Below are 22,827 nucleotides of genomic sequence, written 5' to 3' on the forward strand. Positions count from 1 at the left end.
CCCGGGGACAATTCCGCTCAAGGTTTGCACCGCAAAACCTATGCCCAACAGCTTCGGAAAACTGTTCACGGTGACAACTTGGGGCGAAAGCCATGGGGCCAGCGTGGGCGTAGTGGTCGACGGTTGCCCGCCAAACCTGCCGCTGAGCGTAGAGGAGATTCAGACCGAACTGGACCGCCGTCGGCCGGGCCAGAGCGACATCGTCACGCCGCGGAAGGAGGAGGATCGAGTCGAGATCCTCTCCGGGCTATTCGAAGGAAAAACCACGGGCACGCCGCTGACGATGATGGTGCGCAATGCGGACCAGCGGCCGGAAGCTTATGCGGAGATGCGGGAAAAATTCCGACCCTCGCACGCCGACTACACGTATCAGGCCAAGTTTGGGATTCGCGATCACCGCGGCGGCGGCCGGAGCTCAGCCCGCGAGACGATCGGACGCGTGGCTGCAGGGGCGATCGCGCAAAAGATTTTGCGATTGGCGGGAGGGATCGAGATCCGGGCGTTCGTGACGCAGATTCAGGATATCTGTGTGCCGGCGCTCACGGCGTTTCCGTCGCGCGAGGAGGTGGAAGCCACGCCGATCCGTTGTCCGCATGCAGCGACCGCGGCGGCGATGATCGAACGAATCAAAGCGGTGCGCAGCCAGGGCGACTCGGTCGGCGGCGTGATCGAGTGCCGCGTGCGTGGCGTGCCGGCCGGATTGGGTGAACCGGTGTTTGACCGGCTCGAAGCCGATCTGGGCAAGGCAATGCTGTCGCTGCCGGCGACCAAGGGCTTTGAGATCGGCAGCGGGTTTGCGGGCACCCGGCTGAAAGGTTCGGAGCACAACGACCCGTTCGTGATGCGCGACGGCCGGGTGACGACCACGACGAATCATTCGGGCGGCGTGCAGGGCGGGATCAGCAACGGCGCGGAGATCGTGTTCCGCGTGGCGTTCAAGCCGACCGCGACGATCCTGCAGCCGCAACAAACCGTGGACGTGCACGGCGCGGACACCGAACTGGCCGCGCGCGGTCGTCATGATCCGTGTGTGCTTCCGCGGGCGGTACCGATCGTCGAAGCCATGACCGCGCTGGTACTGGTTGACCACTGGATGCGCCAGTCGGCGCAGTGCGGGACGTTCAAGTTCTAGCGGGCGCGAGCGGTGGCCCGGCTTGGCCGCATCTGGCTGGCTCGCGAATTGGTTTTCTTTTTTGCGGCTCTTGCGCCTTCTTGCCGCCAAATGAATAGCGCAGAGAAACCGCTGGTTTATCTGATCCTCGGCACCGCGGGCTCGGGCCGCCGCGCGCTGGTCGCCGACCTCATCGAGGGCGGACTGGCCGAGACGGATCGGCCGGCGGTGCTGGTTTCCGACGCCGAGAACCCGGAGACCACGGCCACGCCGCTGCCGCGCGTCGATTACTGGAAGTGGACGGGTGCGCTCATCGAAGGCAGCCTGCCGGAGGAAGCGACGCATGTGTTTTTTGTGACGGATGGCCGGACGAATCCGGTGGACCAGATCGAAGTGTTCAAGCCGTGGCTCGAGGCGCAGGGCGGCGAGCTGGCGCGGGTGTTCTGCGTGATCGACTGCCAGCTCGCCGAGAAGAACCCGCCGCTGCTCGCGTGGTTTGACGCGTGTGTGCATTTCTCCGATGTCGTGCTGCTCAACCGGCGCGAAGGCGTGGAGAACAAGTGGCTGAGCGATTTTCAGGGCCGGTTCAAAAAGCAGTTCCTCCCGACGCTGTTCGAGTTCGTGAAAGCCGACCGCGTGCGCAATCCGGGGTTGGTGCTCGAGCCGCAGGCGCGGCGGATGTCGCATCTGTTCGACGAAGATCAGGACTGGATGTTAACCGATGCGGAGGGCGAGGAAGTCGACGAGCAAGACGGCACCGCGGGCGACGAGGAGGTCGAGTTGGTGCCCGAGGAGGATCCTTATCTGGCGCGTCGGGCCGGTGGCCGGCGGGTGAAAGAGATCCCCCATATTGCGGAGTTTCTCCCGCCGCGCTGAGACACTGCCGCGGAGACCGGCACGGCGCGATTGCGTCGGGCGCGCGGCGGTGCTGCAGTGCGGCATGAGCTTGTTTCCCCAACACATCATTGCGCGCAAGCGGGACGGCCACGCGCTGACGCGCGAGGAGATCGGCGCGTTCGTGCGCGGCGCCACCGACGGCAGCTGGGCGGACTACCAGCTCTCCGCGCTGCTCATGGCGATCTTCCTGCGCGGGATGAACCGCGAGGAAACCGTTGCCTACACCGACGCGATGATGCACTCGGGCGTCGTGGCCGATCTGTCGAATGTGCGATCGCGCAAGGCGGACAAGCACTCGACCGGCGGCGTCGGCGACAAGATCTCGCTGCACCTCGCGCCGATGGTCGCGGCATGCGGCGTGGCGGTGCCGATGATCAGCGGGCGCGGCTTGGGCCACAGCGGCGGCACGCTGGATAAGCTCGAGGCGATCCCGGGTTTCCGGGTCGGGCTCTCGATGAGCGAGTATCGGGCGCAGGTGGAAAAGCTCGGGCTGTGCCTGATCGGGCAAACGGCGGAGCTGGCGCCGTCGGACAAGAAGCTCTATGCATTGCGTGACGTGACGGCCACGGTGGAGTGCATTCCGCTGATCTGCGGGAGCATTCTCTCCAAGAAACTTGCCGAGGGCATCGATGTACTGGTGCTCGACGTGAAGTTTGGCGCGGGCGCCTTCATGAAGGACAAGGCCGCCGCCCGACAGTTGGCCGAGACGCTGGTGTCGGTTGCCACTGCGATGGGCAAGCCGACCCGGGCCGTGCTCACAGCGATGGAGCAACCGCTGGGCCGCGCGGTGGGCAACGCGCTCGAAGTGATCGAGTCGATCGAGTGCCTGCGCGGGGAGGGTCCGGAGGACACGATGGAGGTCACCTACGCGCTCGGGGCGCAGATGCTGCTGCTCGCGCGGGCGGCGAAGGACGAGTCCGACGCGATGTTCCAGCTGCAGCGCAGCGTGAAGAGCGGCGCGGCGCTGAAGAAGTTCGGCGAGATGATCGCGGCCCAGGGCGGCGACGCGCGCGTGGTTGAGGATCTGAACCGGCTGCCGCGCGCACGGCTGACGGAGTCGTTCGTGGCGGTGCGCGGAGGATTTGTGCAGAAGGTCGACGCGATGGGCGTCGCGCTGGCGGCGCTGCGGTTGGGCGCCGGACGTGCGAAGGCCGAGGACAAGGTCGATCCGGGAGTCGGCGTGAGCGGACTCGTGAAGGTCGGCGAGCACGTCGCGCCAGGCGCGCCGCTCGGCGTGATCCACGCGAATGACGAGCAGGCGCTGGCGGAGGCCGAGGAGATGCTGGCGAAGGCGATCGTGGTCGGCGATCGGCCCGGCCCCGCGCCACGGCTGATCGACGAGGTGATCGGCGCGTAGCGACGGCATTCCGGATCGCCGGACGGCATGGTAGTCGCACGGGCGGCGTCGCGGTCGACGCGGCTCGCTCTACGGTTTTTCCAGCTCGGCCAGCTTGGTCGCGGCGGTCTCCCACTCGGCGGTGGCGGCGGCGATCTGATCGACGATGACGGTGAGTTCGCGGTTGAGGTGGTGAAAACGCCCCTTGTTCGCGTAGGTTTCGGGGGCCTCCAGTTCGGCCGTGAGCTCGGACTGCTTGGTCTCCAGCTCGGCTACGCGTTGCTCCAGCTTGCCCACTTCGATGCGCAGCTTCTTCAGCTCGTTTGGGCTGGTTTTCTTGCGGGGGGCGGGCTCGGGCGCGGCAGCCGCTTTCACCTGCACGGGCCGCGCATCGGTGAAGCCGGCCGTGAGCGCCGCGCGCTCGTTGGTCGCGCGAGATTTCTCCAGGTAGTAGTCGTAGTCGCCCGCATACGGCGTGAGCCGGCCCGAATGGACGTGCAGGACGTTGCGGGCGAGCGCGCGAATAAAATACACGTCGTGGCTGATGAAGATCAGCGTGCCCTCGTAATTCTGCAGCGCGCTGACCAGCGCGTCGATTGACGCCATGTCGAGGTGCGTGGTCGGCTCGTCCATCAGGAGCAGATTGGGCGGTTTGACCAGCAGTCGGGCCAGGGCCAGCCGCGATTTCTCGCCGCCGGACAGCACGGAAACCTTCTTGAACACGTCGTCCTTGCGGAAAAGAAAAGCGCCGAGGATCGCGCGGGCTTGTTGTTCGGTGAGCTGATTCTCGTTGGTGCGCAACTCCATCACGTTGTCGAAGACCGTCGCGTCGGCGCGGAGGTTATCGAGCCGGTTTTGCGCGAAGTAGCCGGTTATCACGTTGCTGCCCAGTTCGAAGCTCCCGCCCTGGATCGGAATCACGCCGCCCAGAATCTTGAGTAGGGTGGACTTGCCGGCGCCGTTGGGACCGACCAGCACGATCCGTTGGCCGCGCTCGGCCTCGAAATTGAGGTCCCGATACACGACATGATCGCCGTAAGCTTGCTGGACGTGTTCCAAGGTGGCTACGCGCAGCCCGGAACGCGGAGGCTGCGGGAACTTGAAGTGGATCCGTTTGAGATCGTCCTCCGGCTCGTCGACGGCGACGGCCTCGAGGCGTTCGATTTGCTTCTCTTTGGATTTCGCGCGGGAAGCCATGGAGGCCTTGGCGCCGAACCGATCGACGAAGCGTTGGAGGTGAGCGATCTCGCGCTGCTGGTTCTTGAAGGCGGCGAGTTGCTGCGCCTTGCGGGCGTCGCGCTCGTTCAAGTAGTCGTCATAGTTGCCCGTGTAGCGATTCAGCCGGCCGCTGCGGAGTTCGAGGATGCCGGTGCACAGCGCATTGAGAAACGCGCGATCGTGCGAGATGACGACCAGCCCGCCCGGATAACGGCTGAGGTAGTCCTGAAACCAGAGCAGCGCCTCCAGATCGAGATGGTTGGTGGGCTCGTCGAGGAGGAGCAGCGCGGGCTCCGCGACGAGGAGCCGGGCCAGGTGGGCGCGCATCACCCAGCCGCCGGAGAAGGTCTTGGCGAGCTTGCCGGCGTCGCCCTCGCGAAAACCGAGGCCGGCGAGAATTTTCTTGGCCCGCGGCTCGAGGGTGTAGTCGATGTCGTAGTCGTCGTCGTTTTCCGGGACCAGTTTCTTGCCGCTGGTGGCGATCTCCAGGATGGTCTCGTCGGCCACGGGCGCGCTCTCTTGCGGCAGAAAGCCGAAGTCTGCACCGCGCTCCCATTCGATCGTGCCGGAGTCGGGCGATTCCTCGCCGAGGATCAGGTTGAACAGCGTGGTTTTGCCGGCGCCGTTGGGCCCCACCAAGCCGTAACGATCGGTGCGGGCGATGAACAGCGACACCTCCGCGAACAGCTCGCGGGTGCCATAGGACTTGGAAATGTCAGCGATCGTCAGCATCGAAACCGCCCAAAAGACCGGACAGCGGGGGCGGCGTCAATGATGGGTTCAGAAATAGGAGGACATAGGTGACCTATAAGATCGAATGGGACCGATGGGACAGGGTAACTCTAGCCCGGAAATTTCATGAACAGGAGTGAAGCTCCGTCCGAAATTTCCGTCCGCCTCCGGCGGAGCGACGTTGTCGCGGCTAGCCCCGACAGAGTCGGCCCAGAGGGCGGATATTTCATGAAATATCCGGGCTAGCGGGCGAGGGTGAGCGCGATACAGCCGGCGACAGCGATCACGCCGCCGACAATCGAGCGGCGGGTGGGACGGTCGCCTTCGAGCCAGAGCGCGATCGGAATCGACAGCAGCGGGGTGGTGGCGGCGATTGGCAACACGATGCCGCTCGGCGTCGTGGCGAGCGCCCACTGGTAGCAGCCGACGCCGAGAACGGGTCCGGCGAGACCGTTGGCGATCATCCAAAGCCGCGCGTGCCGTCGTTCGCGCGCCGTGGCGAGCACGGGCGCAGGGCCGACGCGGCCGAGTTGTCGCAACGCGAGAAACCACACGACGGTGAACACGAGCCCAGCGAGAATCCGGATGTAGGCGGCGCTGAGTCCGAAGGTGACGTTGTGCGTCAGCTCGCCGGCGGCGGTGGCGACGTCCACGGCTTTGCGGCTGACGAGGGCCCCGAGCCCCTGGCCGGCCGCCGCGAGGAGTCCGAGCAGGAATCCGACCGGTCGCACGCGCACACGCGGCGGGCTGCGGCGGGTCGGCACCAGGGCGAACGCGACGCCGACGAGGATCAGCGCGCCCCAGAGTATCTGCGGCAACGTGAGCTTGGTGCCGAGCCAGAGCCATTCGCCAAGCGCGGCGATCGGCGCGGCGAGACACTGGATCATCAGGACGGTGAGTCGCGACCCGAGCAGCGGCAGTGCGCCGTAGGTGCCGAGGTCGCCGATGCCCATGCCGATGACGCCACTGAGCAGGAACCAGCCGACGCTGGCGCTCGCGAAGCCGAAGCCCACCGTGTGCGCAAAGGCGCCGAGGACGATCGCGGCGAGCGTGATACGGCCGAGGTTGGCGCGCAGCGCGCCGGACGCCCTGACGCTGTAGGTGGCGCAGGTGGCGTTGAGCGCGAAAAAAAGGGCGGCGAGAAACGACGCGAGCATCGGTGGACGGCCGATTGCGCCCGCAAACCGGGTGCGGGCGCAAGCAACATCGGTGAGTTCGCCGGCCGTGCGATTTTGTGCTTCTTTGCAGACTCGTCCTGCCTCAAATTTCTGCCATGAAAGCCAAAAAATCCCGCGCCAAACCCGAAGTCCTCAACGCCGCGCTTGCGGCCAAAAAAGGTCCGGTGTCGCAATTTATCGCGCGGAACTACCGTCACTTCAACGCGGCCGCGCTGCTCGACGCGGCGAAGGGCTACGAAGCTCACCTCACGGCGGGCGGCAAGATGCTGATGACCGTGGCGGGCGCGATGTCCACCGCCGAGCTCGGCATTTCGCTGGCCGAGATGATCCGCCGCGACAAGGTCCACGCGATCGTCTGCACCGGCGCCAATCTTGAAGAAGACATCTTCAACCTGGTGGCCCACGACTACTACGAGCGGGTACCGCATTACCGGCAGCTCACGCCGAAGGAGGAAGCGGCACTGCTCAACCGCCACATGAACCGCGTGACGGACACCTGCATCCCGGAGATGGAGGCGATGCGCCGGATCGAGGCCGCGGTGCTGGAAGAGTGGATGCGGGCGGACGAGGCGGGCGAGCGCTATTTCCCGCATGAGTTCATGTATCTGCTGCTGCGGAGCGGGAAGTTGAAGAAAAGCTACCAGATTCCGCCGGAAAATTCCTGGATGCTCGCGGCGTGCGAGAAGAACCTGCCGATCATCGTGCCGGGGTGGGAAGATTCCACGCTGGGCAACATGTACGCCGCGGCGGTGATCCGCGGCGACGTGAAGAACGTGCACACGGTACGCACCGGCATCGAATACATGACGACGCTGGCGGACTGGTATACGAAGACGGCGAAGCCGCTGCGCAACGGCGAAGGCTCGATCGGATTTTTCCAGATCGGGGGCGGCATCGCGGGTGATTTTCCGATCTGCGTCGTCCCGATGCTGCATCAGGATCTGCGGCGGCGCGGCAGTCCGCTCTGGGGCTACTTCTGCCAGATCAGCGATTCGACCACGAGCTACGGCAGCTATTCGGGCGCGGTGCCGAACGAGAAGATTACCTGGGGCAAGCTGGCGCCCAGCACGCCGAAGTTCATCATCGAGAGCGATGCGACGATCGTGGCGCCGCTGGTGTTCAGCTGGGTGCTCGGCGCGTAGCGGCGAGCGGCTTTGAGTCCGGGGTTTTGAGTTTCGGGTTGAGGTCCTTGATCTGATCAGGAACCGGCATAATTGAATGAACAACGCGGAACGCGAAACCCGGAACCCGCAACTGCGGCACGCGTGCCGCGTGCCGCATGCCTGAACTGCCGGACGTCACGGTTTATCTCGAAGCGCTTGAGCGGCGGCTGATCGGCCGCGTGCTCGAGAAGATCCGATTGCTCGACCTCTTCGTGCTGCGCACCGCGCTGCCGCCGATCGATTCGCTCGAGTCGCGGCGCGTGGAGCGACTCCGGCGGCTCGGCAAGCGGATCGCACTCGGTTTCGACGACGGCCGTTGGCTCGTGATTCACCTGATGATCGCCGGCCGGCTGCAGTGGACGCCCCCGGGGGAGAAGAGCCGCGCGAAAAATGTCATCGCCGAATTCCGGTTCGAGAACGGCACGCTCGCTCTGACCGAGGCGGGAACGAAGCGGCGCGCCTCCTTGCACGTCGTGGCCGACGAAGCAGGACTGGAGGCACACGATCGCGGCGGGATCGACGTGCTGACGTGTTCGCCCGAGGAGTTTCGCGGACGGCTCATGCGCGAGAATCACACGCTGAAGCGCGCGTTGACGGATCCGCAGCTCTTCAGCGGAATTGGCAACTCGTATTCCGACGAGATCCTGCACGCGGCGAAATTGTCACCGGTGACGTTGACCCAAAAACTGTCGCCCGAGGAAATCGCCCGGCTGCATCGAAGCACGCGCGAAGTGCTGATGGCATGGACGGATCGCTTGCGCCGGGAAGCAGGCGAGGGGTTTCCCGAGAAAGTGACCGCCTTCCGGCCGGAAATGGCGGTGCACGGAAAATTTGGGAAGCCGTGTCCGGTGTGCGGCACGACCGTGCAGCGGATCGTGTATGCCGAGAACGAGGTGAACTACTGCCCGCGCTGCCAGACGGGCGGGCGGTTGCTCGCGGATCGTTCGCTCTCGCGGCTGCTGAAACAGGACTGGCCGCGCACGGTTGAGGAAGCGGAGGCGGCGAAGCAGGCGCGGCGCTGACGCAGCATGAAAACGTATGGTGGGACGTCAGTGCGCCGCCTAGCGCCGGCGGCGTGGAGGCATTTTCACGTATTACGTGAAAATACCGGAAACCAGACACGTCTGGGCGATGGAGAGGCCGAAGGGCAATTTCACGTAATACGTGAAATTGGCTCGGCACGGGCAGACGGGCGGGGGTGCTTTGCAAGTTCGGGGTTTTGCGCGAGGGTGGCCGATGCCGAATGCGCTCGCCCAGGAGAAGTCGCCTTATCTGCTCCAGCACGCGGACAATCCCGTGAATTGGCTGCCGTGGGGGGAGGCGGCGTTCGCGAAGGCGCGCGCGGAACAGAAGCCGATTTTCCTGAGCATCGGCTATGCGACGTGCCACTGGTGCCATGTCATGGCGCACGAGTCGTTCGAAAACGAAGCAGTCGCGCAGCTGCTGAACGAGTCGTTCGTGGCGATCAAGGTCGACCGCGAGGAGCGGCCCGACGTCGATCGCGTTTACATGACCTACGTGCAGGCGATGACCGGGCACGGCGGCTGGCCGCTCAGCGCGTGGCTGACACCGGACTTGAAACCGTTTTTCGGGGGGACGTATTTCCCGCCCGAGGATCGGCAGGGCCGCGCCGGATTTGCGGCGATCCTACGCGCGATCGCGCACGGCTGGTCGACGGAACGTGAGAAGCTCGTGGCGGAAGGCGAGCGGGTGATTGCCGCGTTGCGCGAGCACCAGCAATCGAAGACGGCGGACGTGAGCAAGTCCACGGGCGGCGAATCGGCCGGGGCCGAGATCGGCAGCGGAATCGACGCACTGATCCACCAGTTGCATGAGCGCGGTGCGCCCGCGTTCGAGCGTGGATTTCAGTATTTCTATGAGGCGTTCGATCCGGAGCACGGCGGATTTGGCGGCGCGCCGAAGTTCCCGCGCGCGAGCAATCTGAGTTTTCTGTTCCGTGCGGCGGCGTTGCAGGGGGTGGCGAGCGAGGCTGGCGCGGAAGCGATCAGGCTTGCCAGCGCGACCTTGCAGGCGATGGCGCGAGGGGGAATTCACGATCACGTCGGCGGCGGGTTTCACCGCTACTCGGTCGACGAGCGCTGGTTTGTGCCGCACTTCGAAAAGATGCTGTACGACCAGGCGCAGATCGCGTTGAACGCGCTGGAGGCCAAGCAGGCGACCGGCGATGAACGGTTCGCCTGGCTGGCGCGTGACATTCTAACGTATGTGCTGCGCGATCTCGCGCATCCGGACGGCGGATTCTATTCGGCGGAGGATGCGGACAGCGCGGCAGCGAACGCGGAGCCGGGACACGGTGGAAAGAAGGTTGAAGGGGCGTTCTACGTTTGGGCGCAGTCGGAGATTGAGCAGGTGCTCGGCGATGAGGCGCGGCTGGTCTGCGAGCACTTCGGGGTGAAGCCGGACGGAAACGTGCCCGGGCAGCTCGATCCGCACGGCGAATTCACGGGCAAGAACGTCCTCGCCCAAGCACAGCCGCTGGCCACCACCGCGAAGGCGCACGAGCTCACGCCGGAGATGGCGAGCGAGCGGCTGCAGGCTGCGCTGGAGCGACTGCGGGCGGTGCGCGCGCAGCGGCCGCGACCGCTGCGCGACGACAAGATCATCACCGCGTGGAACGGCCTGATGATTTCGGCGCTGGCGAAGGCTCACGTCGTGCTGGAGCTTGCGGAAGACGCGGCGGAGACGCTGTACCTCGGGGCGGCGACGCGAACCGCGGAGTTCGTCGAGCGCGAGTTGTTCGATCGCGATCGCGCGATTCTGTTTCGCAGCTGGCGAGGGGGACGCAGCGCGGTGGAAGGTTTTGCGGAGGACTATGCCTTCATGATTCAAGGCCTGCTCGACTTGTATGAGGCGGGTTTCGACGTGCGCTGGCTGCAGTGGGCGGAGCGACTGCAGGCGACGATGGACGCGCGATTTTGGGACGCGGAGCACGGCGGCTACTTCAACTCCGCGAGCGACGATCCGCACCTTGTGCTGCGATTGAAGGAAGACTACGACGGCGCGGAGCCGGCGCCGAGCTCGGTGGCGGCGATGAATCTGCTGCGACTCGGAGTGATGATCGAGCGGCCCGGGGCAGCGGCAGCAGCGGGAGGGATCGACTATCGCGAGCGCGGGTTGCGAACGATCCTCGCGTTTCAGGAGCAGTGGAGCCAGACGCCGCAAGCGCTGCCGCAGATGCTGTGCGCGTTGGAACGGGCGTTGATGCCGCCCGCGCATGTGGTACTGGCGGGGCAGCCGGGCGACGAGGCGTTTCGGGCGCTCCTGCGCGTGGTGCAAGGCCGCCTCGGATCGCAGCACGTGCTACTCGTGGCGGATGGAGGCGAAGGCCAGCGATGGTTGAGCGCACGAGCGCCTTGGCTGACGACGATGACGCCCCGCAACGGCCAGGCCACCGCTTACGTGTGCGAGGATTTCACCTGTCAGGCGCCGGTCGAGAGTCCCGCGGCGTTGCGGGATCTCCTCACTCGGTGAGCGCTGCTCGTTCCCGATGAGCGGCTACCTCGGATGGAGACCGGACGCCGGGCGCGGAACGCGCGTAGCGTCACTTCGATCGCGAGGAGGCCGCCGTGGAACGCGGGGCCGGCTTGGTTTCGTAGGCCGCTGCGTCTTCCGCGGCTTTGAGCTCGAGCTCCGCGGCGGCGATGGCCGCCGCGCCTTTGGTCAGCGCGCGGACCTGTTCCAGGATTGAAAGCACTTCCGGCGTCTGTGCGGCGAAGATGAGCAGCTCAATCGCTTTCGGGCTGAGGCTCGCGGCCGTGACGGTCGCTTCCAGCTCGCGCGCGGCCTGGCGGAGCGGAGCACGGTAGCTGGCGATCGCCTGCCGCGCGGTGCCCTCGGCGTCCGCGCGTGAGAACGGGATGCCGCTGACCGACTCGAGCCAGAGCAGGGCGATGCTGCGCAGCTCCGTGGAGTCGGCCGCGTAGCCCATCCTCTTCATGAGCCGGGCGATGGTTTTGAACTTTACCGGTCGGCCACTCTCGATGTTGACGACGGTGTTGCGGTGCACCCGCGCGAGTTCCGCCAGCTGGTCCAACGTGAGCCCACGGCTTTCCCGCAGTTTTCGGAAGAGCTGGGTATAGTCCACGCGCAGGGAGTAGCCGCGGCGGGGGAGACTTGTCAACGCACCGGCGGTCAGCAGCCAATGGTTGACAAAAGGTAAGCAACCACAAAATGTGTGAATCGATGTCGGCGATCCTGAAAACCGATGCGAGTTTGCTGACGGAGCCGGCCCGCCAGCGGCGGATCGAAGTACTGTCGACGCTGCTCGCGATCTGCCGATCGCTCGAACGGATGCAGACCTCGCCGGGCTCGCGCAGCGCGTGTCGCGAGGTGTACGCGCAACTGGCCGCATTGCGCGAGCGCGAGCGCAGCGGGCGGCCCTTCCGGCCATGACACGGATCCTGTTCATTGAGGAGAGCGATCTGTTCCGCGAGGCAATGGAGTTCTGCCTGCCGCGGTTCGGGCATAGTGTCTTCGCGGTGGCGGGTGAACGCGAAGCCCGCGCAGTGGCGGATACCGAGGTGATCGAGGTGATCCTGATGGATCTCGACCTCCCGATTGGTGGTGGGCTGGCGCTGTGCGCCTCGCTGCATCAGGACGCGCAGCTCGGCCGGATACCGATCATTGTCCTCACCGAACTCGTCACGCCGGAGGTGAGCCGCCGGGCGTTGGAGGCGGGTGCCGCAGGCTTGGTCGCCAAGCCGTTCGAATGGGACCTGCTGCTGGACCTGATCACCCGCGTGACCCGGAGGGCGACCCCACCGCTGCCAGCACTTTTCCCGATTGCCTGTCGACCGGTTTCCCCACCATCCTGCGTTGCCCGTGAAAATTCTGACCGTTGAAGATGACCCGGTTGCACGTGCGGTGCTGCGGCGAGCGCTGCTGCGACTCGGGCATGAAGTGGTCGAAGCGGTCGATGGCGAGGAAGCGCTGGAGGTGCTCCGCCAGCAGCCGGTCCGCGTGGTGGTCAGCGACTGGGTGATGCCGCGGGTTGACGGTTTGGACCTGTGCCGGCAGGTGCGCGGCCGCATGGGCGATGAATATGTCTATTTCATTCTTCTCACCAGCAGCGACGCGACGGAGGAAAACCAGCGCACGGCGGCGGACGCCGGGGTCGACGATTTCCTGACGAAGCCGCTCGATCTCTCCGAGCTCTGGACGCGGTTGCGCGTCGCCGAGCGGATCCTCCGCTACACCACGCAGGTTCGCCAGTTGGAGCAGCTGATGCCGATCTGCACCTACTGCAAAAAAGTCCGCGACGACCACAACTACTGGCAGCAGATCGAGGCGTTCATCAACGAGCGGACCGGCAGCGAATTCAGCCACTCGATTTGCCCCGATTGTTATCAGCGGGTAGTGGTGCCGGAGCTGCAACGCCTGCGCGAGGCCACGGCCGCGCGGCAGGAAACCTCCAACTCATCCTCATCGTGAACGAGGCGATTCGACGACTGGAAGAAAAGATCGCCTACCTCGAGCACCATGTGACGGCTCAGGACAAGGCGATGCTGCAGTTGACGGACGATCTGGCGCGACTCCGGCGTGAGCTACAGCAGGTTGTCCAGCGGTTGACCGAGGCCACGGCAGAGCAGGCGGAGGCGCCGAATCCGGCCGTGGAGCGTCCGCCGCACTACTGAACGGCGCGGAATCTGTCTGATGTAGGGCGGGCTCTCCCATCCTGCCGGCTCGTGCGCCAACGTTGCGCGTCCATCGTCACACCGCGCCTCAGCCGCGGCGCGTTACGGCACGTCGCACGGTCAAGCGCGCCGAGCGCTCGGACCGGGGATCGCCAACGACATTTGGCCGTAGGTGCGGCTGGCACGAGCGACTGCCTTGCCGCTTGCGAGAGCTCGTACGGAGTGGGCCCGGCGGGGCCAGGTGGGCCCCGCCCTTCAAGGGGCGCTTAAGGCGCGGCTGGCGCCTTGAGCCCGCGGCGTTCCAAGAGCGGTTCGACGTACGGATCGCGGCCGATGAACTTGCGGAACATGTCGAGCGCGTCTTCGGAGCCGCCGCGCGAGAGCAGCAACTGGCGGAAGCGGTCGCCGTTTTCGCGCTTCAGTCCGCCGTTCTGCTTGAACCACTCCACCGTGTCGGCATCGAGCACCTCGCTCCAGATGTAGGAGTAGTAGCCAGCAGAGTAATCGTTGCTCGAGAAAACGTGGGAGAAATATGTCGTCCGATAGCGCGGCGGCACGGGTGCGAAGTCCACGCCGGCGGCGCGCAGCGCGTCCGCTTCGAAGGCGACCACCTGCTCGGCGGACGGCAGCTCGGCGGCGGGCCGCTGGTGCCACGCCTGGTCGAGCAGCGACGCAGCGAGGTATTCGGTTGTGGCGTAACCCTGGTTGAACTTTTGCGTGGCGACCACCTTGTCCACCAGCTCCAGCGGCATCGGCTCACCTGTCTGATAGTGTCGCGCGTAGTGCTTCAGCACCTCGGGCCAGGTCGCCCACATTTCGTTCACTTGAGACGGGAACTCCACGAAATCGCGGGGCACGTCGGTGCCGCTGAACCGCGGGTAGTGCACGTTCGAGAGCATACCGTGCAGCGCGTGGCCAAACTCGTGGAACGCGGTGATGACCTCGTCGAACGTGAGCAACACGGGCGCGCCGGCCTGCGGCTTCGGGATGTTGTGGTGATTGCCGACGACGGGCTTCAAGCCGAACAGCCCCGACTGCGACACATATTCGTTCATCCACGCGCCGCCGCGTTTCGAGGGGCGGGCGAATGGGTCGAACAGGAACAGCGCCAGCGGCGCGCCGTTGGCATCGAACACCTCGAACACGCGCACGTCGGGATGATAGACCGGCAGATCGTGACGTTCCTTGAACGTGACACCGTAGAGTTGCGTGGCCGCGTAGAACACGCCGTCGATCAGCACGCGGTTGAGCTCGAAGTACGGCTTCAGCTTCGATTCGTCGAAATTATAGCGCGCCTGACGAACCTTCTCGGAGTAGAACGCCCAGTCGGCGGCGCCGATCTGGAAGCCGCCGCCCGCCTGATCCACCAGCGCCTGCATGTCGGCGGCTTCGCGCCGGGCGTTGGCGACCGCGGGCTGCGCGAGATCGGCGAGCAGCTTGTTCACGTTGCCGATGTTTTTGGCGGTTTGCTCCTCGAGCTGATAGGCGGCGTGATTCGGAAACCCGAGCAACGCGGCGCGCTCGGCGCGCAGTCGGACCAGCTTCGCGACCAAGGCCCGGTTGTCGAAGGCCCCACCGTGGCTGCCGCGGCGCAGCGACGCCTGCATCAACTGCTCGCGCACGGCGCGATTCGTCAGCGACGCGAGCGGCGGCTGGCCGGTCGTGTTGAGCAGGCGCAGCACGTACTTGCCGGGGTGACCATCCTCCTTCGCCGCGTCCGCGGCGGCGGCAACCTCGGCTTCAGTGAAGCCGTCGAGCAGCGCGCGATCCTCGAGCACCACCGAGTCGGCGTTTTTCTCCTTCAGGACGTTCTGGGCGAAATTCGTTTCGAGCACAGCAATCTCGGAATTGAACGCCTTCAGCCGGTTCTTTTCCGCATCGGAGAGGTTCGCGCCCGCGCGAACGAAGTCGCGATAGTAGCGCTCGACGACGCGTTTCGACTCGGCGTCGAGATCGAGCGCGTCGCGCTTCTCATAGACGGCCTTGATCCGGGCGAAGAGCGGACCGTTGAGCCGGATCGCGTCGCGATGTGCGGCGAGCTTCGGCGCCATGGCGGCTTCGACTTCCTGGATGGCGGGATTGGTGTTTGCGGCGGAAAGGTTGGAGAAGACGTTGTTAACGCGGGTCAGCAGCACGCCCGAGCGTTCCAGCGGGATGATCGTGTTGGCGAAGGTGGGCGCTTCGGGGTTGCGCGCGACCGCGTCGACTTCGGCGAGTTGCTCCGTCATGCCGCGTTCGAATGCGGGTGCGAAATGCTCGTCCCTCAGCTGATCGAATGGCGGTAGCTGGTAGGGGAGTGAGCTGGCAGTGAACAGCGGATTGGCCGGGACGGCATCGGTCGCGCCGAGGCTGGCGGCGAAACAGAAAAGCGCCGGCGCGGACAGCAGCAGGCGCGGAACCACGAACGGGGGGATATGACGCATTGGGCCAAGGTGGCAGGCCTCGTTCCGGTTGCAAGAATCCGCCGGCCCGCGAGCGGTCGCGCCGGGGTATCTCGATTTCCGGCAAACCCACGCGTGAAACGCCCGTGCCACGTATCGGGAAAGCGAGCTGCGCCTCGGTCCCGCCCATCCGTCGCGCGGGCCGCTCATCCAATTAACGTGTAACTTTGCGACCCGAGCCCGTGTTGTCGCGCCATGTCGGCGTTCTTCGAAGCCAGCGGATCGACCTTCCAGCCCTCCGGCGAGGTACTCTCGTCGCGGGCCGGCGATCGCCTCCGCGCGGGTTCGGCGGGACGCGACATGTTTGTTCCTATCGTTCGTAGCAATCAGTTGTGTGGTGTGGAGGGGTCGTTGTGGGCCCCTCCACATGTTTTCTACGGCGGACACGCCCGCCGCTTGCCAAGGCGCCGGTGATTTCCGAGCCTTCCTTTTTCTAGCTCCTACCTGACCCATGACCTCGGCTCTCCCCGCCTCCCAACCTGCGTCTGCGGCCCCGCGCAAGAAGTCGCGCATGAAATGGATTATCCTCGCTGCGGTCGTGCTCATCATCGGCCTCGGCGTTGCCGCCAAGTTCGCCAGTGCCAATCGGCAGCAGGGCGCGCTCGTCGTGACCGAGAAGGCCGTCGTGAAGACGATCACGCAGCTCGTGAACGCGACCGGCAAGATCCAGCCCGAAGTCGAGGTTAAGATCTCGCCCGAGGTCTCCGGTGAAATCATCGAGTTGCCGCTGCGCGAAGGCGCGGTGGTGAAAAAGGGCGACCTGCTCGTGCGGATCAAGCCGGACAACTACGTTTACCAAGTCGAGCAGCAGGAGGCGAATCTCACGGCCGCCAAAGCCACCGCGGTGCAGAGCAAGGCCCAACTGCTCAAAGCCGAGGAGGACTTCAAACGCAGCGACGACTTGTTCAAGAAGCAGCTGATCTCCGATTCCGATTTCACCGCGATCCGCACGTCACTCGAGGTGGCCCAGGCCAACTACGACAACGCGCTGGCGCAGATTCGCCGCACGGAAGGCCTGCTCAACCAGTCGCGCGAGCTGCTCTCGAAGACGACGATTTACGCGCCGATGGACGGCACCATCAGCTCGCTCACCAGTGAGATTGGCGAGCGCGTGGTCGCCACGGGCAGCTTTGCCGGCACCGAGGTCATGCGCGTCGCCAACCTCAACGACATGGAGGCGCGGGTGAACGTGAATGAAAACGACGTCGTCAACGTGAAGATCGGCGACAAGGCGCGGATCACGATCGACGCCTATCCGGGCCGCAAGTTCGTGGGCACGGTGAAGGAGATTTCCTCGGCGGCGAAAACCCAAGGGCTCAACACGCAGGAGGAGATCACCAATTTCCTCGTGAAGGTCCGCGTCGGGGACAAGGACGTGAGCATCCGGCCCGGCATGAGCGCCAACGTCGACATCGAGACCAAGACGGTCGAGAACGTCGTCGCGGTGCCGATTCAATCAGTCACCGTGCGCAGCCGTGAGGGCAACAAGACCATCGACGAGCTGAGTGCCGATCGCGAGAAGAAGGCCAAGGAGACGCAGGGCGACGGCGCCGCGACCGCGGTCAACGAAAAGCAGCAGCGCGACCGCGAGCGCACCGACCGCGAAGGGCTGCAGCGGGTGGTGTTCCTGCGCACCGGCGACACGGTGAAGATGGTGTCGGTCGAAACGGGCATCGCGGACACGACGCACATGGAGATCAAGTCCGGGCTGAAGGAAGGCGACGAGGTGGTGACCGGGCCGTTCAGCACGATCACGCGCACGCTCAAGGACGGCGCGAAGATCCGCCTCGACAAGCCGAAGCCGGCGGCGGGCGCCGACAAGGCCGCGAAAACCGAGGCCAAAAAGTAGGATGCTCCGCCGCCTGTCATGACACCTCTCCCTGCACCTGCCCTCGAATCGCGCGTGGTCCGGCCGCCGGGCGCGGTCGTGATCGAGATCGAGGGCGTCACGAAGCTTTACCGGATGGGCGCGGAGACCATTCACGCGCTCCGTGGCGTGCGCCTGTCGATCCGGCGCAACGAGTATCTGGCGATCATGGGCCCGTCCGGTTCCGGCAAGTCGACGCTGATGAACATGCTCGGCTGCCTGGATACGCCGACGGCGGGCCGCTACGATTTCAACGGCAAGAACGTCGCGCACATGGACGACAACGAACTGGCCGAGATCCGCAACCGGGAGATCGGCTTCGTGTTCCAGACGTTCAACCTGCTGCCGCGCTCGAACGCGCTGCACAACGTCGAGCTGCCGCTGATCTACGCGGGCGTGCCGAAGCACACCCGCATCGAGCGGGCGCGCGAGGCGCTTGAACATGTTGGGCTGGGCGACCGGATCCATCACCGGCCGAACGAGCTCTCCGGCGGCCAGCGGCAACGCGTGGCCATTGCCCGGGCGCTGGTCACGCGTCCGTCGATCATCCTGGCCGACGAACCGACCGGAAATCTGGACAGCAAGACCGGCGTGGAAATCATGGCGCTGTTCGAACAGCTCTATGAGCAGGGCAACACCATCATCGTGGTCACTCACGAGGAAGACATCGCCCGGCACGCGCGCCGGATCGTGCGGTTGCGCGACGGGCTCGTCGAGAGCGACGCCGCCGCCTGAAGCCGGCCGCTAGTCCATGAGACGCCTGGTTTACGAATTGTTCGAGTCGCTGCGGATCGCGTTCACGCAGATCTGGGCGAACAAGATGCGCTCGGCGCTCACCGCGCTCGGCGTGATCATTGGCATCGTGGCTGTGACGCTGATGGGCACGGCCATCAAGGGCATCGACGTCGGCGTCGATCGCAGCTTTTCCGGGTTCGGCGACGACGTGCTGTATGTGACGAAGTGGCCGTGGCACGAAATCGACGACTGGTGGAACTACCGCAACCGCCGGCCAATCCGGTTTGAATATGCGCGTCAGATCAACGACTGGATTGCGACGCAGCCGAACAGCGCGATCCGGCTCGCCGTCCCCGTGGCCAACCGCGGCACGAACGTGATCCGCGGCGAATACCGGGTGAACAACATCTGGACGATGGGCACGACGGCGGACTACGTGCGCATCGCCCGGTCGGAGATGAAGGAAGGGCGGTTCTTCAGCGAGTTCGAGGCGCAGGCCGGTTCGAACGTGGCGATCATCGGCTACGACGTGGCGGATGCGTTGTTCGCCAACGAGTCCGCGCTTGGCCAGACCGTGCGGATTCGCGATCAGAATTTCCGCGTGATCGGGGTGGCGGCGCGGCAGGGAAGTTTCCTCGGGCTGTTCAGCTGGGACTCGATGCTGGCCATGCCGCTCACGACGTATCGGCGTTATTTCCGGCTCAATGATGACAACGAGATCCGCGTGCAGGTCGACGCGACGCGGATGGAAGCGGCGCGCGATGAGCTCCGCGGGCTGATGCGCCGGCTGCGGCAGCTCGGGCCGGAGCAGCGCGACGATTTCGAGCTCAACGAGCAGGGCACGATCCGGAAGCAGCTCGATCCGATTAAAAACGGCATCGCGATGGCGGGGCTGTTCATCACCGGGCTGGCGCTTTTCGTGGGCGCGATCGGGATCATGAACATCACCTACGTGAGCGTGAAGGAGCGCACGAAGGAGATCGGTACACGCAAGGCGCTGGGCGCCCGCCGCCGGACGATCCTGCTGCAGTTTCTCATCGAGGCGACGTCGATCTGCTTCGTCGGTGGCACGGCCGGACTGTTGCTCGCCTACGGAATGTCCGTGCTCGTGGGGGCGGTCGCGCCCTCGTTCCCGCTGGTGTTCTCGGCCGGCTTGGTGGTGACCGGTATCACGATCTCGGTGCTCACGGGCGTCTTCAGTGGCTTTGCGCCCGCCTGGCAGGCTAGCAAACTCGATCCGGTGGAGGCGCTGCGCTACGAATGATTTTCGCTGAGATCTTCAAACTCGCTCTCTCGTCGTTGGCCGCGAACAAGCTGCGGTCCGGGCTCACCATGCTCGGCATCGCGGTGGGCGTGTTCTCGGTCATCGGCGTGATGACCGTGATCACGGGGCTGCGCACCAACATCGAGAACGGATTGAACGTGCTCGGCGCGAACAGCTTTCAGTTCACAAAATATCCCGCGATCAACTTCAGCGATCCGCACCAGCGTTTCGCCAATCGCCGCGACATCGTTTACGCGCAGGCGGCCCGCTTCAAGGACCTGATGGGCGACGACGCCACCGTGAGCCTGTCGACGTTTCGCCGCGGCCGGCGGGTGACCTATGGCGAACGGCGTACAAACCCGAACGTCGGGCTCGCCGGTGGCGACGAGAATCTGATCGTCAGTCGGAACTTCGATATCGCGACCGGTCGGAACGTCGGGCCGGACGACGTGGAGTTTGGTCGCGCGGTGGTCGTGCTGGGCGCCGATATTCTGAATAAACTTTTCTCCGGCGAGGATCCGTTGGGCCGGGTGGTGCGGATCGACGGGCAGAACTACACCGTCATCGGCACCCTGGCGCCGAAAGGCACGTCGTTCGGCCAGAGCCAGGACAATGTGGCGTTGGTGCCGATCACTGCTTTTCTCGAGGCCTACGGCCGGAACCGCCGCTCGATCGGCATCAATGTGCAGGCGCCCAGCCAGGCGGCGCTGGCGGCGACGCAGGACGCGGCGATCGGCGTGATGCGATTGGTCCGCGGGCTGAAACCCGAGGATCCGAACGACTTTGAGGTGTTTTCCAACGAGACCCTGATTGAGTCTTTCAACAAGGTGGCGAGCATCGTGGCCACGGGCGCCTTCGTGATCAGCGCGATCGCGCTGCTGGCGTCGGGCGTGGGCGTGATGAACATCATGCTGGTCAGCGTAACGGAGCGCACGAAGGAGATTGGCATTCGCAAGAGCATCGGGGCCAAGCAGCACAATATCCTGAGCCAGTTCCTGCTCGAGGCGGTGACGCTGTCGATGGTCGGGGGCCTGGCGGGAATTCTGGCCGGCGTGATCGGCGGCAACATCGCCGCGAAGCTGTTGAACGCGGTGTCCGTGTTCCCTTGGGGCTGGGCGATGATTGGGATGCTCGTCTGCTCCGCGATCGGCGTCGGCTTCGGTTTCTATCCCGCGTGGAAAGCGGCGCGGCTCGACCCGATCGAGGCGCTGAGATACGAATAAGCGGATTTTCGATTCTAGAATTTCGATTTTCGATTGGCCGTCGTTTCGACGTGGCCGTCAGCGGTATCCCTTCCGCCATGAACGAAAACGAAATGAAAGCGCGCACGAAGAGCTTTGCTCTTCGGATTCTGAAGCTGATCGATGCTCTCCCGGAAAAGCGGTCGGGCAGGATCATTGCGAATCAACTCGGTCGATCGGGAACCTCAGTCGGAGCCAATTACCGTGCTGTGTGTCGAGCTAGGTCGAGGGCCGACATGATCGCCAAGCTGGGGGTGGTTGAAGAAGAGGCCGATGAATCCGCCTTTTGGCTGGAGATGATCCCGGAGGCCAAGCTGATTCCGGCGGCGCAGACGGAGGCATTGCGTCAGGAAGCGTCGGAGCTCACGGCCATCATGGTCGCGTCGCGCAAGACACTTCTGACCCGCAATCCAAAATCGAAATTCGAGAATCGAAAATCCGTCTAGCCGCGGCGGATCTCGGAGCCTTGGAACCGGATCTGGATCCGGAAGACCTTCTTTACGCGGCAGGTGATCTGGCCGGTCTGCAGATCGAACTTTTCGGGAATCTCGATTCGATGAATGTCGACGACGGCGTGGTAGCCACGCTCGGAAAACACGTCGATCAACATGGCCAGCGCCGTCGGATCCTCCAGGAGCGGTTCCTGCGTGTTGAACAAGGCCACGCCCGAAATCGAGTGGCGCAGCACGACCGGCATGATCTTCCGCGCCACAAAGCCGACGACCTGCGAGAAAAGTTCTGGCTGGCCAAACTCGTAGCTATCGAGCCGCTTCACCAGTTCCTGGCGCGAGTGGACGATGATCTCGCTCGCCACCGGCAGAATCCGCAGCCGGTCGACCGTGCGCGGGTCGAGCTCGAGCGTGCTCTGGTATTCAAGCTCCTTGACGATGTTCTGCTCGACCTCGCCGATCGGGCCCTGCGCGTTGATGAAGTGGTAGTGGAAGATCTCCTTCAGTGACTGCAGCGCATCCCAAGTCTGCTCCTTGAAGACCCGGTAGCGCCGCTGCGCGAGCATCTCGTCGTGATCGGTCGGCCGGTCCTCCCAGAGCTCGCCGACGCCGGTGCGCTTCACCTCCTCGTTGTGTTCGATCGTCTGCCGGCCGCGCTTGAGCTGGCGCGCGATCGATTCCTTCTCGTCGACGAACAGTACCATGATGTGCACCGTCGGCTGCCGAAAATGAATGCTGAGCGGTGTGTTGAAGAACTCGCGCCGCAGCGCGTGCATCTTGTCGACCAGCATCTTCAAACACTCGACCTGCACGCGCGTCCGCGGAAAGCCGTCGAGGATCACGCCGTCGCGGTAGATCGGCTTCATCAGCTCGCGCAACAGCAGGCTGACCACCTCGCGATCGCCGACCATGTTGCCCGCATCCTTCAGTCGCCGCGCCTCCGGCGAGTCCAGCAGCGCGCTCATCACGATTGGGGGACAGGTGAGCCCGCGCGCTTTGGCGATGAATGCCGTGTTGGTGCCCTTACCCGCACCGGGCGCGCCGCCGAGCAGGAGGATCTCCTTGGGAAAGCGAAGGTTTTCGCGGCCGAACTCCGCCTCCAACGCTTCCCAGGCGGCGCCGAAGATCAGCTGCGCGTCCTTGATCTCGAGATCGGTGATTTTGCCGGCGGTGGGGCTTGAGGCCGAGGCCTGCGCCGAAGGGGCAACATAGCGGGAGTTGGACATGAGAATCTGGAGGCGGCAGGGCTTAGACGCTTTGGGTCCGATACTCGACACAAGAATGACGCCGACGAGAGTAGGGGAACCTACTGAATGGACCATCGTGGCGGGCCCGGGTTTTTTCGCCTATTTCCCGGACGCATCCGACACGTCGCGAGCTCCGGCGTCGGCGGACCCGTGGAGCGCGCGGAAACTTCGCGTTCTGTGGGAGCGAGTTCCGTAAGGCGCGGGAGCGTCGGTCGCGGACGAGATCGCGCGTGAAGCTTTTGAACCGCGACAAACGCGGGAAATTCCCCGGCACAACCGCGTGAGACCGGACGG

The 22,827-nt window shown here is 64.8% G+C and carries 20 protein-coding genes; 15 read left to right on the forward strand and 5 right to left on the reverse strand.

The window, feature by feature from the left end; translation table 11 throughout:
* Positions 1-40 precede the first annotated feature (40 nt).
* From aroC to OTER_RS08235, 3 genes are all read left to right on the forward strand, one after another.
* A complete protein-coding gene (gene aroC / locus OTER_RS08225; RefSeq protein ID WP_012374444.1) occupies positions 41-1,132 on the forward strand; it encodes a chorismate synthase in 1,092 nt (363 codons plus the stop codon).
* 90 nt (positions 1,133-1,222) lie between these two features.
* Complete coding sequence (locus OTER_RS08230; RefSeq protein WP_012374445.1) at positions 1,223-1,987, forward strand: hypothetical protein; 765 nt, start codon at positions 1,223-1,225, stop codon at positions 1,985-1,987.
* A gap of 64 nt (positions 1,988-2,051) precedes the next feature.
* Entirely contained in the window at positions 2,052-3,365 is a 1,314-nt protein-coding gene (locus OTER_RS08235) for a thymidine phosphorylase (RefSeq protein WP_012374446.1), read from the forward strand.
* A gap of 69 nt (positions 3,366-3,434) precedes the next feature.
* Here OTER_RS08235 and OTER_RS08240 read toward each other — a convergent pair whose 3' ends face one another.
* Positions 3,435-5,294 (reverse strand): ABC-F family ATP-binding cassette domain-containing protein, encoded by a 1,860-nt coding sequence (locus OTER_RS08240; RefSeq protein ID WP_012374447.1) that lies wholly within the window; start codon positions 5,292-5,294, stop codon positions 3,435-3,437.
* A 242-nt stretch (positions 5,295-5,536) separates the two neighbouring features.
* Complete coding sequence (locus OTER_RS08245; protein ID WP_012374448.1) at positions 5,537-6,451, reverse strand: DMT family transporter; 915 nt, start codon at positions 6,449-6,451, stop codon at positions 5,537-5,539.
* A gap of 116 nt (positions 6,452-6,567) precedes the next feature.
* Here OTER_RS08245 and OTER_RS08250 point away from each other — a divergent pair, with 116 nt between their 5' ends.
* From OTER_RS08250 to OTER_RS08260, 3 genes are all read left to right on the forward strand, one after another.
* Positions 6,568-7,614: a deoxyhypusine synthase family protein gene (locus OTER_RS08250; RefSeq protein WP_012374449.1), complete on the forward strand. Its 1,047-nt coding sequence runs from the start codon at positions 6,568-6,570 to the stop codon at positions 7,612-7,614.
* 137 nt (positions 7,615-7,751) lie between these two features.
* On the forward strand, positions 7,752-8,657 hold the full coding sequence (locus OTER_RS08255; protein ID WP_012374450.1) for an Fpg/Nei family DNA glycosylase: 906 nt from the start codon (positions 7,752-7,754) through the stop codon (positions 8,655-8,657).
* Positions 8,658-8,871: 214 nt separating this feature from the next.
* Complete coding sequence (locus OTER_RS08260; RefSeq protein ID WP_012374451.1) at positions 8,872-11,127, forward strand: thioredoxin domain-containing protein; 2,256 nt, start codon at positions 8,872-8,874, stop codon at positions 11,125-11,127.
* Positions 11,128-11,197: 70 nt separating this feature from the next.
* Here OTER_RS08260 and OTER_RS26155 read toward each other — a convergent pair whose 3' ends face one another.
* The gene (locus tag OTER_RS26155; protein ID WP_044891658.1) at positions 11,198-11,740 is read right to left on the reverse strand and encodes a helix-turn-helix domain-containing protein; all 543 of its coding nucleotides are present in this window, start codon (positions 11,738-11,740) and stop codon (positions 11,198-11,200) included.
* A gap of 98 nt (positions 11,741-11,838) precedes the next feature.
* On the opposite strand from OTER_RS26155, the gene OTER_RS26160 reads away from it, so the two are divergent.
* Genes OTER_RS26160 through OTER_RS08285 form a run of 4 tightly spaced genes read left to right on the forward strand, consistent with a single transcriptional unit; the run spans position 11,839 to position 13,289 of the window.
* Complete coding sequence (locus OTER_RS26160; RefSeq protein ID WP_012374453.1) at positions 11,839-12,048, forward strand: hypothetical protein; 210 nt, start codon at positions 11,839-11,841, stop codon at positions 12,046-12,048.
* Positions 12,045-12,497 carry a response regulator gene (locus tag OTER_RS08275; RefSeq protein WP_012374454.1) on the forward strand — a complete coding sequence of 151 codons (453 nt, stop codon included), beginning with the start codon at positions 12,045-12,047 and terminating at the stop codon, positions 12,495-12,497. Before OTER_RS26160 ends, OTER_RS08275 begins: the two co-directional genes overlap by 4 nt.
* Entirely contained in the window at positions 12,478-13,086 is a 609-nt protein-coding gene (locus tag OTER_RS08280) for a response regulator (RefSeq protein ID WP_044891659.1), read from the forward strand. Before OTER_RS08275 ends, OTER_RS08280 begins: the two co-directional genes overlap by 20 nt.
* Complete coding sequence (locus OTER_RS08285; RefSeq protein WP_012374456.1) at positions 13,083-13,289, forward strand: SlyX family protein; 207 nt, start codon at positions 13,083-13,085, stop codon at positions 13,287-13,289. The genes OTER_RS08280 and OTER_RS08285 overlap by 4 nt, the downstream gene beginning before the upstream one ends.
* Before the next feature lie 266 nt (positions 13,290-13,555).
* On the opposite strand, the gene OTER_RS08290 is transcribed toward OTER_RS08285, so the two are convergent.
* The gene (locus tag OTER_RS08290) at positions 13,556-15,712 is read right to left on the reverse strand and encodes a M3 family metallopeptidase (RefSeq protein ID WP_012374457.1); all 2,157 of its coding nucleotides are present in this window, start codon (positions 15,710-15,712) and stop codon (positions 13,556-13,558) included.
* A 529-nt stretch (positions 15,713-16,241) separates the two neighbouring features.
* On the opposite strand from OTER_RS08290, the gene OTER_RS08295 reads away from it, so the two are divergent.
* From OTER_RS08295 to OTER_RS08315, 5 genes are all read left to right on the forward strand, one after another.
* A complete protein-coding gene (locus OTER_RS08295) occupies positions 16,242-17,579 on the forward strand; it encodes an efflux RND transporter periplasmic adaptor subunit (RefSeq protein ID WP_237702467.1) in 1,338 nt (445 codons plus the stop codon).
* An 18-nt stretch (positions 17,580-17,597) separates the two neighbouring features.
* Positions 17,598-18,332 (forward strand): ABC transporter ATP-binding protein, encoded by a 735-nt coding sequence (locus OTER_RS08300; protein WP_012374459.1) that lies wholly within the window; start codon positions 17,598-17,600, stop codon positions 18,330-18,332.
* Between the two features lie 16 nt (positions 18,333-18,348).
* On the forward strand, positions 18,349-19,596 hold the full coding sequence (locus OTER_RS08305) for an ABC transporter permease (RefSeq protein WP_012374460.1): 1,248 nt from the start codon (positions 18,349-18,351) through the stop codon (positions 19,594-19,596).
* On the forward strand, positions 19,593-20,819 hold the full coding sequence (locus OTER_RS08310) for an ABC transporter permease (protein ID WP_012374461.1): 1,227 nt from the start codon (positions 19,593-19,595) through the stop codon (positions 20,817-20,819). The genes OTER_RS08305 and OTER_RS08310 overlap by 4 nt, the downstream gene beginning before the upstream one ends.
* Positions 20,820-20,896: 77 nt before the next feature.
* Positions 20,897-21,283 (forward strand): four helix bundle protein, encoded by a 387-nt coding sequence (locus OTER_RS08315; RefSeq protein ID WP_012374462.1) that lies wholly within the window; start codon positions 20,897-20,899, stop codon positions 21,281-21,283.
* On the opposite strand, the gene OTER_RS08320 is transcribed toward OTER_RS08315, so the two are convergent.
* Entirely contained in the window at positions 21,280-22,512 is a 1,233-nt protein-coding gene (locus tag OTER_RS08320) for a nucleoside monophosphate kinase (RefSeq protein WP_012374463.1), read from the reverse strand. The genes OTER_RS08315 and OTER_RS08320 overlap by 4 nt on opposite strands.
* Positions 22,513-22,827: the final 315 nt, after the last annotated feature.

Origin of the sequence: Opitutus terrae PB90-1 (genome assembly GCF_000019965.1) — a bacterium.
GTDB lineage: Bacteria > Verrucomicrobiota > Verrucomicrobiia > Opitutales > Opitutaceae > Opitutus > Opitutus terrae.

Bases quoted from the DNA above. Each gene is read 5' to 3' on its own strand.
- OTER_RS08235 (WP_012374446.1), top strand. From the start codon at position 2,052: ATGAGCTTGTTTCCCCAACACATCATTGCGCGCAAGCGGGACGGCCAC.
- OTER_RS08250 (WP_012374449.1), top strand. From the start codon at position 6,568: ATGAAAGCCAAAAAATCCCGCGCCAAACCCGAAGTCCTCAACGCCGCG.
- OTER_RS08245 (WP_012374448.1), bottom strand. From the start codon at position 6,451: ATGCTCGCGTCGTTTCTCGCCGCCCTTTTTTTCGCGCTCAACGCCACC.
- OTER_RS08275 (WP_012374454.1), top strand. From the start codon at position 12,045: ATGACACGGATCCTGTTCATTGAGGAGAGCGATCTGTTCCGCGAGGCA.
- OTER_RS08230 (WP_012374445.1), top strand. From the start codon at position 1,223: ATGAATAGCGCAGAGAAACCGCTGGTTTATCTGATCCTCGGCACCGCG.
- OTER_RS26160 (WP_012374453.1), top strand. From the start codon at position 11,839: ATGTCGGCGATCCTGAAAACCGATGCGAGTTTGCTGACGGAGCCGGCC.
- OTER_RS08240 (WP_012374447.1), bottom strand. From the start codon at position 5,294: ATGCTGACGATCGCTGACATTTCCAAGTCCTATGGCACCCGCGAGCTG.
- OTER_RS08255 (WP_012374450.1), top strand. From the start codon at position 7,752: ATGCCTGAACTGCCGGACGTCACGGTTTATCTCGAAGCGCTTGAGCGG.
- OTER_RS08290 (WP_012374457.1), bottom strand. From the start codon at position 15,712: ATGCGTCATATCCCCCCGTTCGTGGTTCCGCGCCTGCTGCTGTCCGCG.
- OTER_RS08320 (WP_012374463.1), bottom strand. From the start codon at position 22,512: ATGTCCAACTCCCGCTATGTTGCCCCTTCGGCGCAGGCCTCGGCCTCA.
- OTER_RS08295 (WP_237702467.1), top strand. From the start codon at position 16,242: ATGAAATGGATTATCCTCGCTGCGGTCGTGCTCATCATCGGCCTCGGC.
- OTER_RS08315 (WP_012374462.1), top strand. From the start codon at position 20,897: ATGAACGAAAACGAAATGAAAGCGCGCACGAAGAGCTTTGCTCTTCGG.
- OTER_RS08300 (WP_012374459.1), top strand. From the start codon at position 17,598: ATGACACCTCTCCCTGCACCTGCCCTCGAATCGCGCGTGGTCCGGCCG.
- OTER_RS08310 (WP_012374461.1), top strand. From the start codon at position 19,593: ATGATTTTCGCTGAGATCTTCAAACTCGCTCTCTCGTCGTTGGCCGCG.
- OTER_RS08260 (WP_012374451.1), top strand. From the start codon at position 8,872: ATGCCGAATGCGCTCGCCCAGGAGAAGTCGCCTTATCTGCTCCAGCAC.
- OTER_RS08305 (WP_012374460.1), top strand. From the start codon at position 18,349: ATGAGACGCCTGGTTTACGAATTGTTCGAGTCGCTGCGGATCGCGTTC.
- aroC (WP_012374444.1), top strand. From the start codon at position 41: ATGCCCAACAGCTTCGGAAAACTGTTCACGGTGACAACTTGGGGCGAA.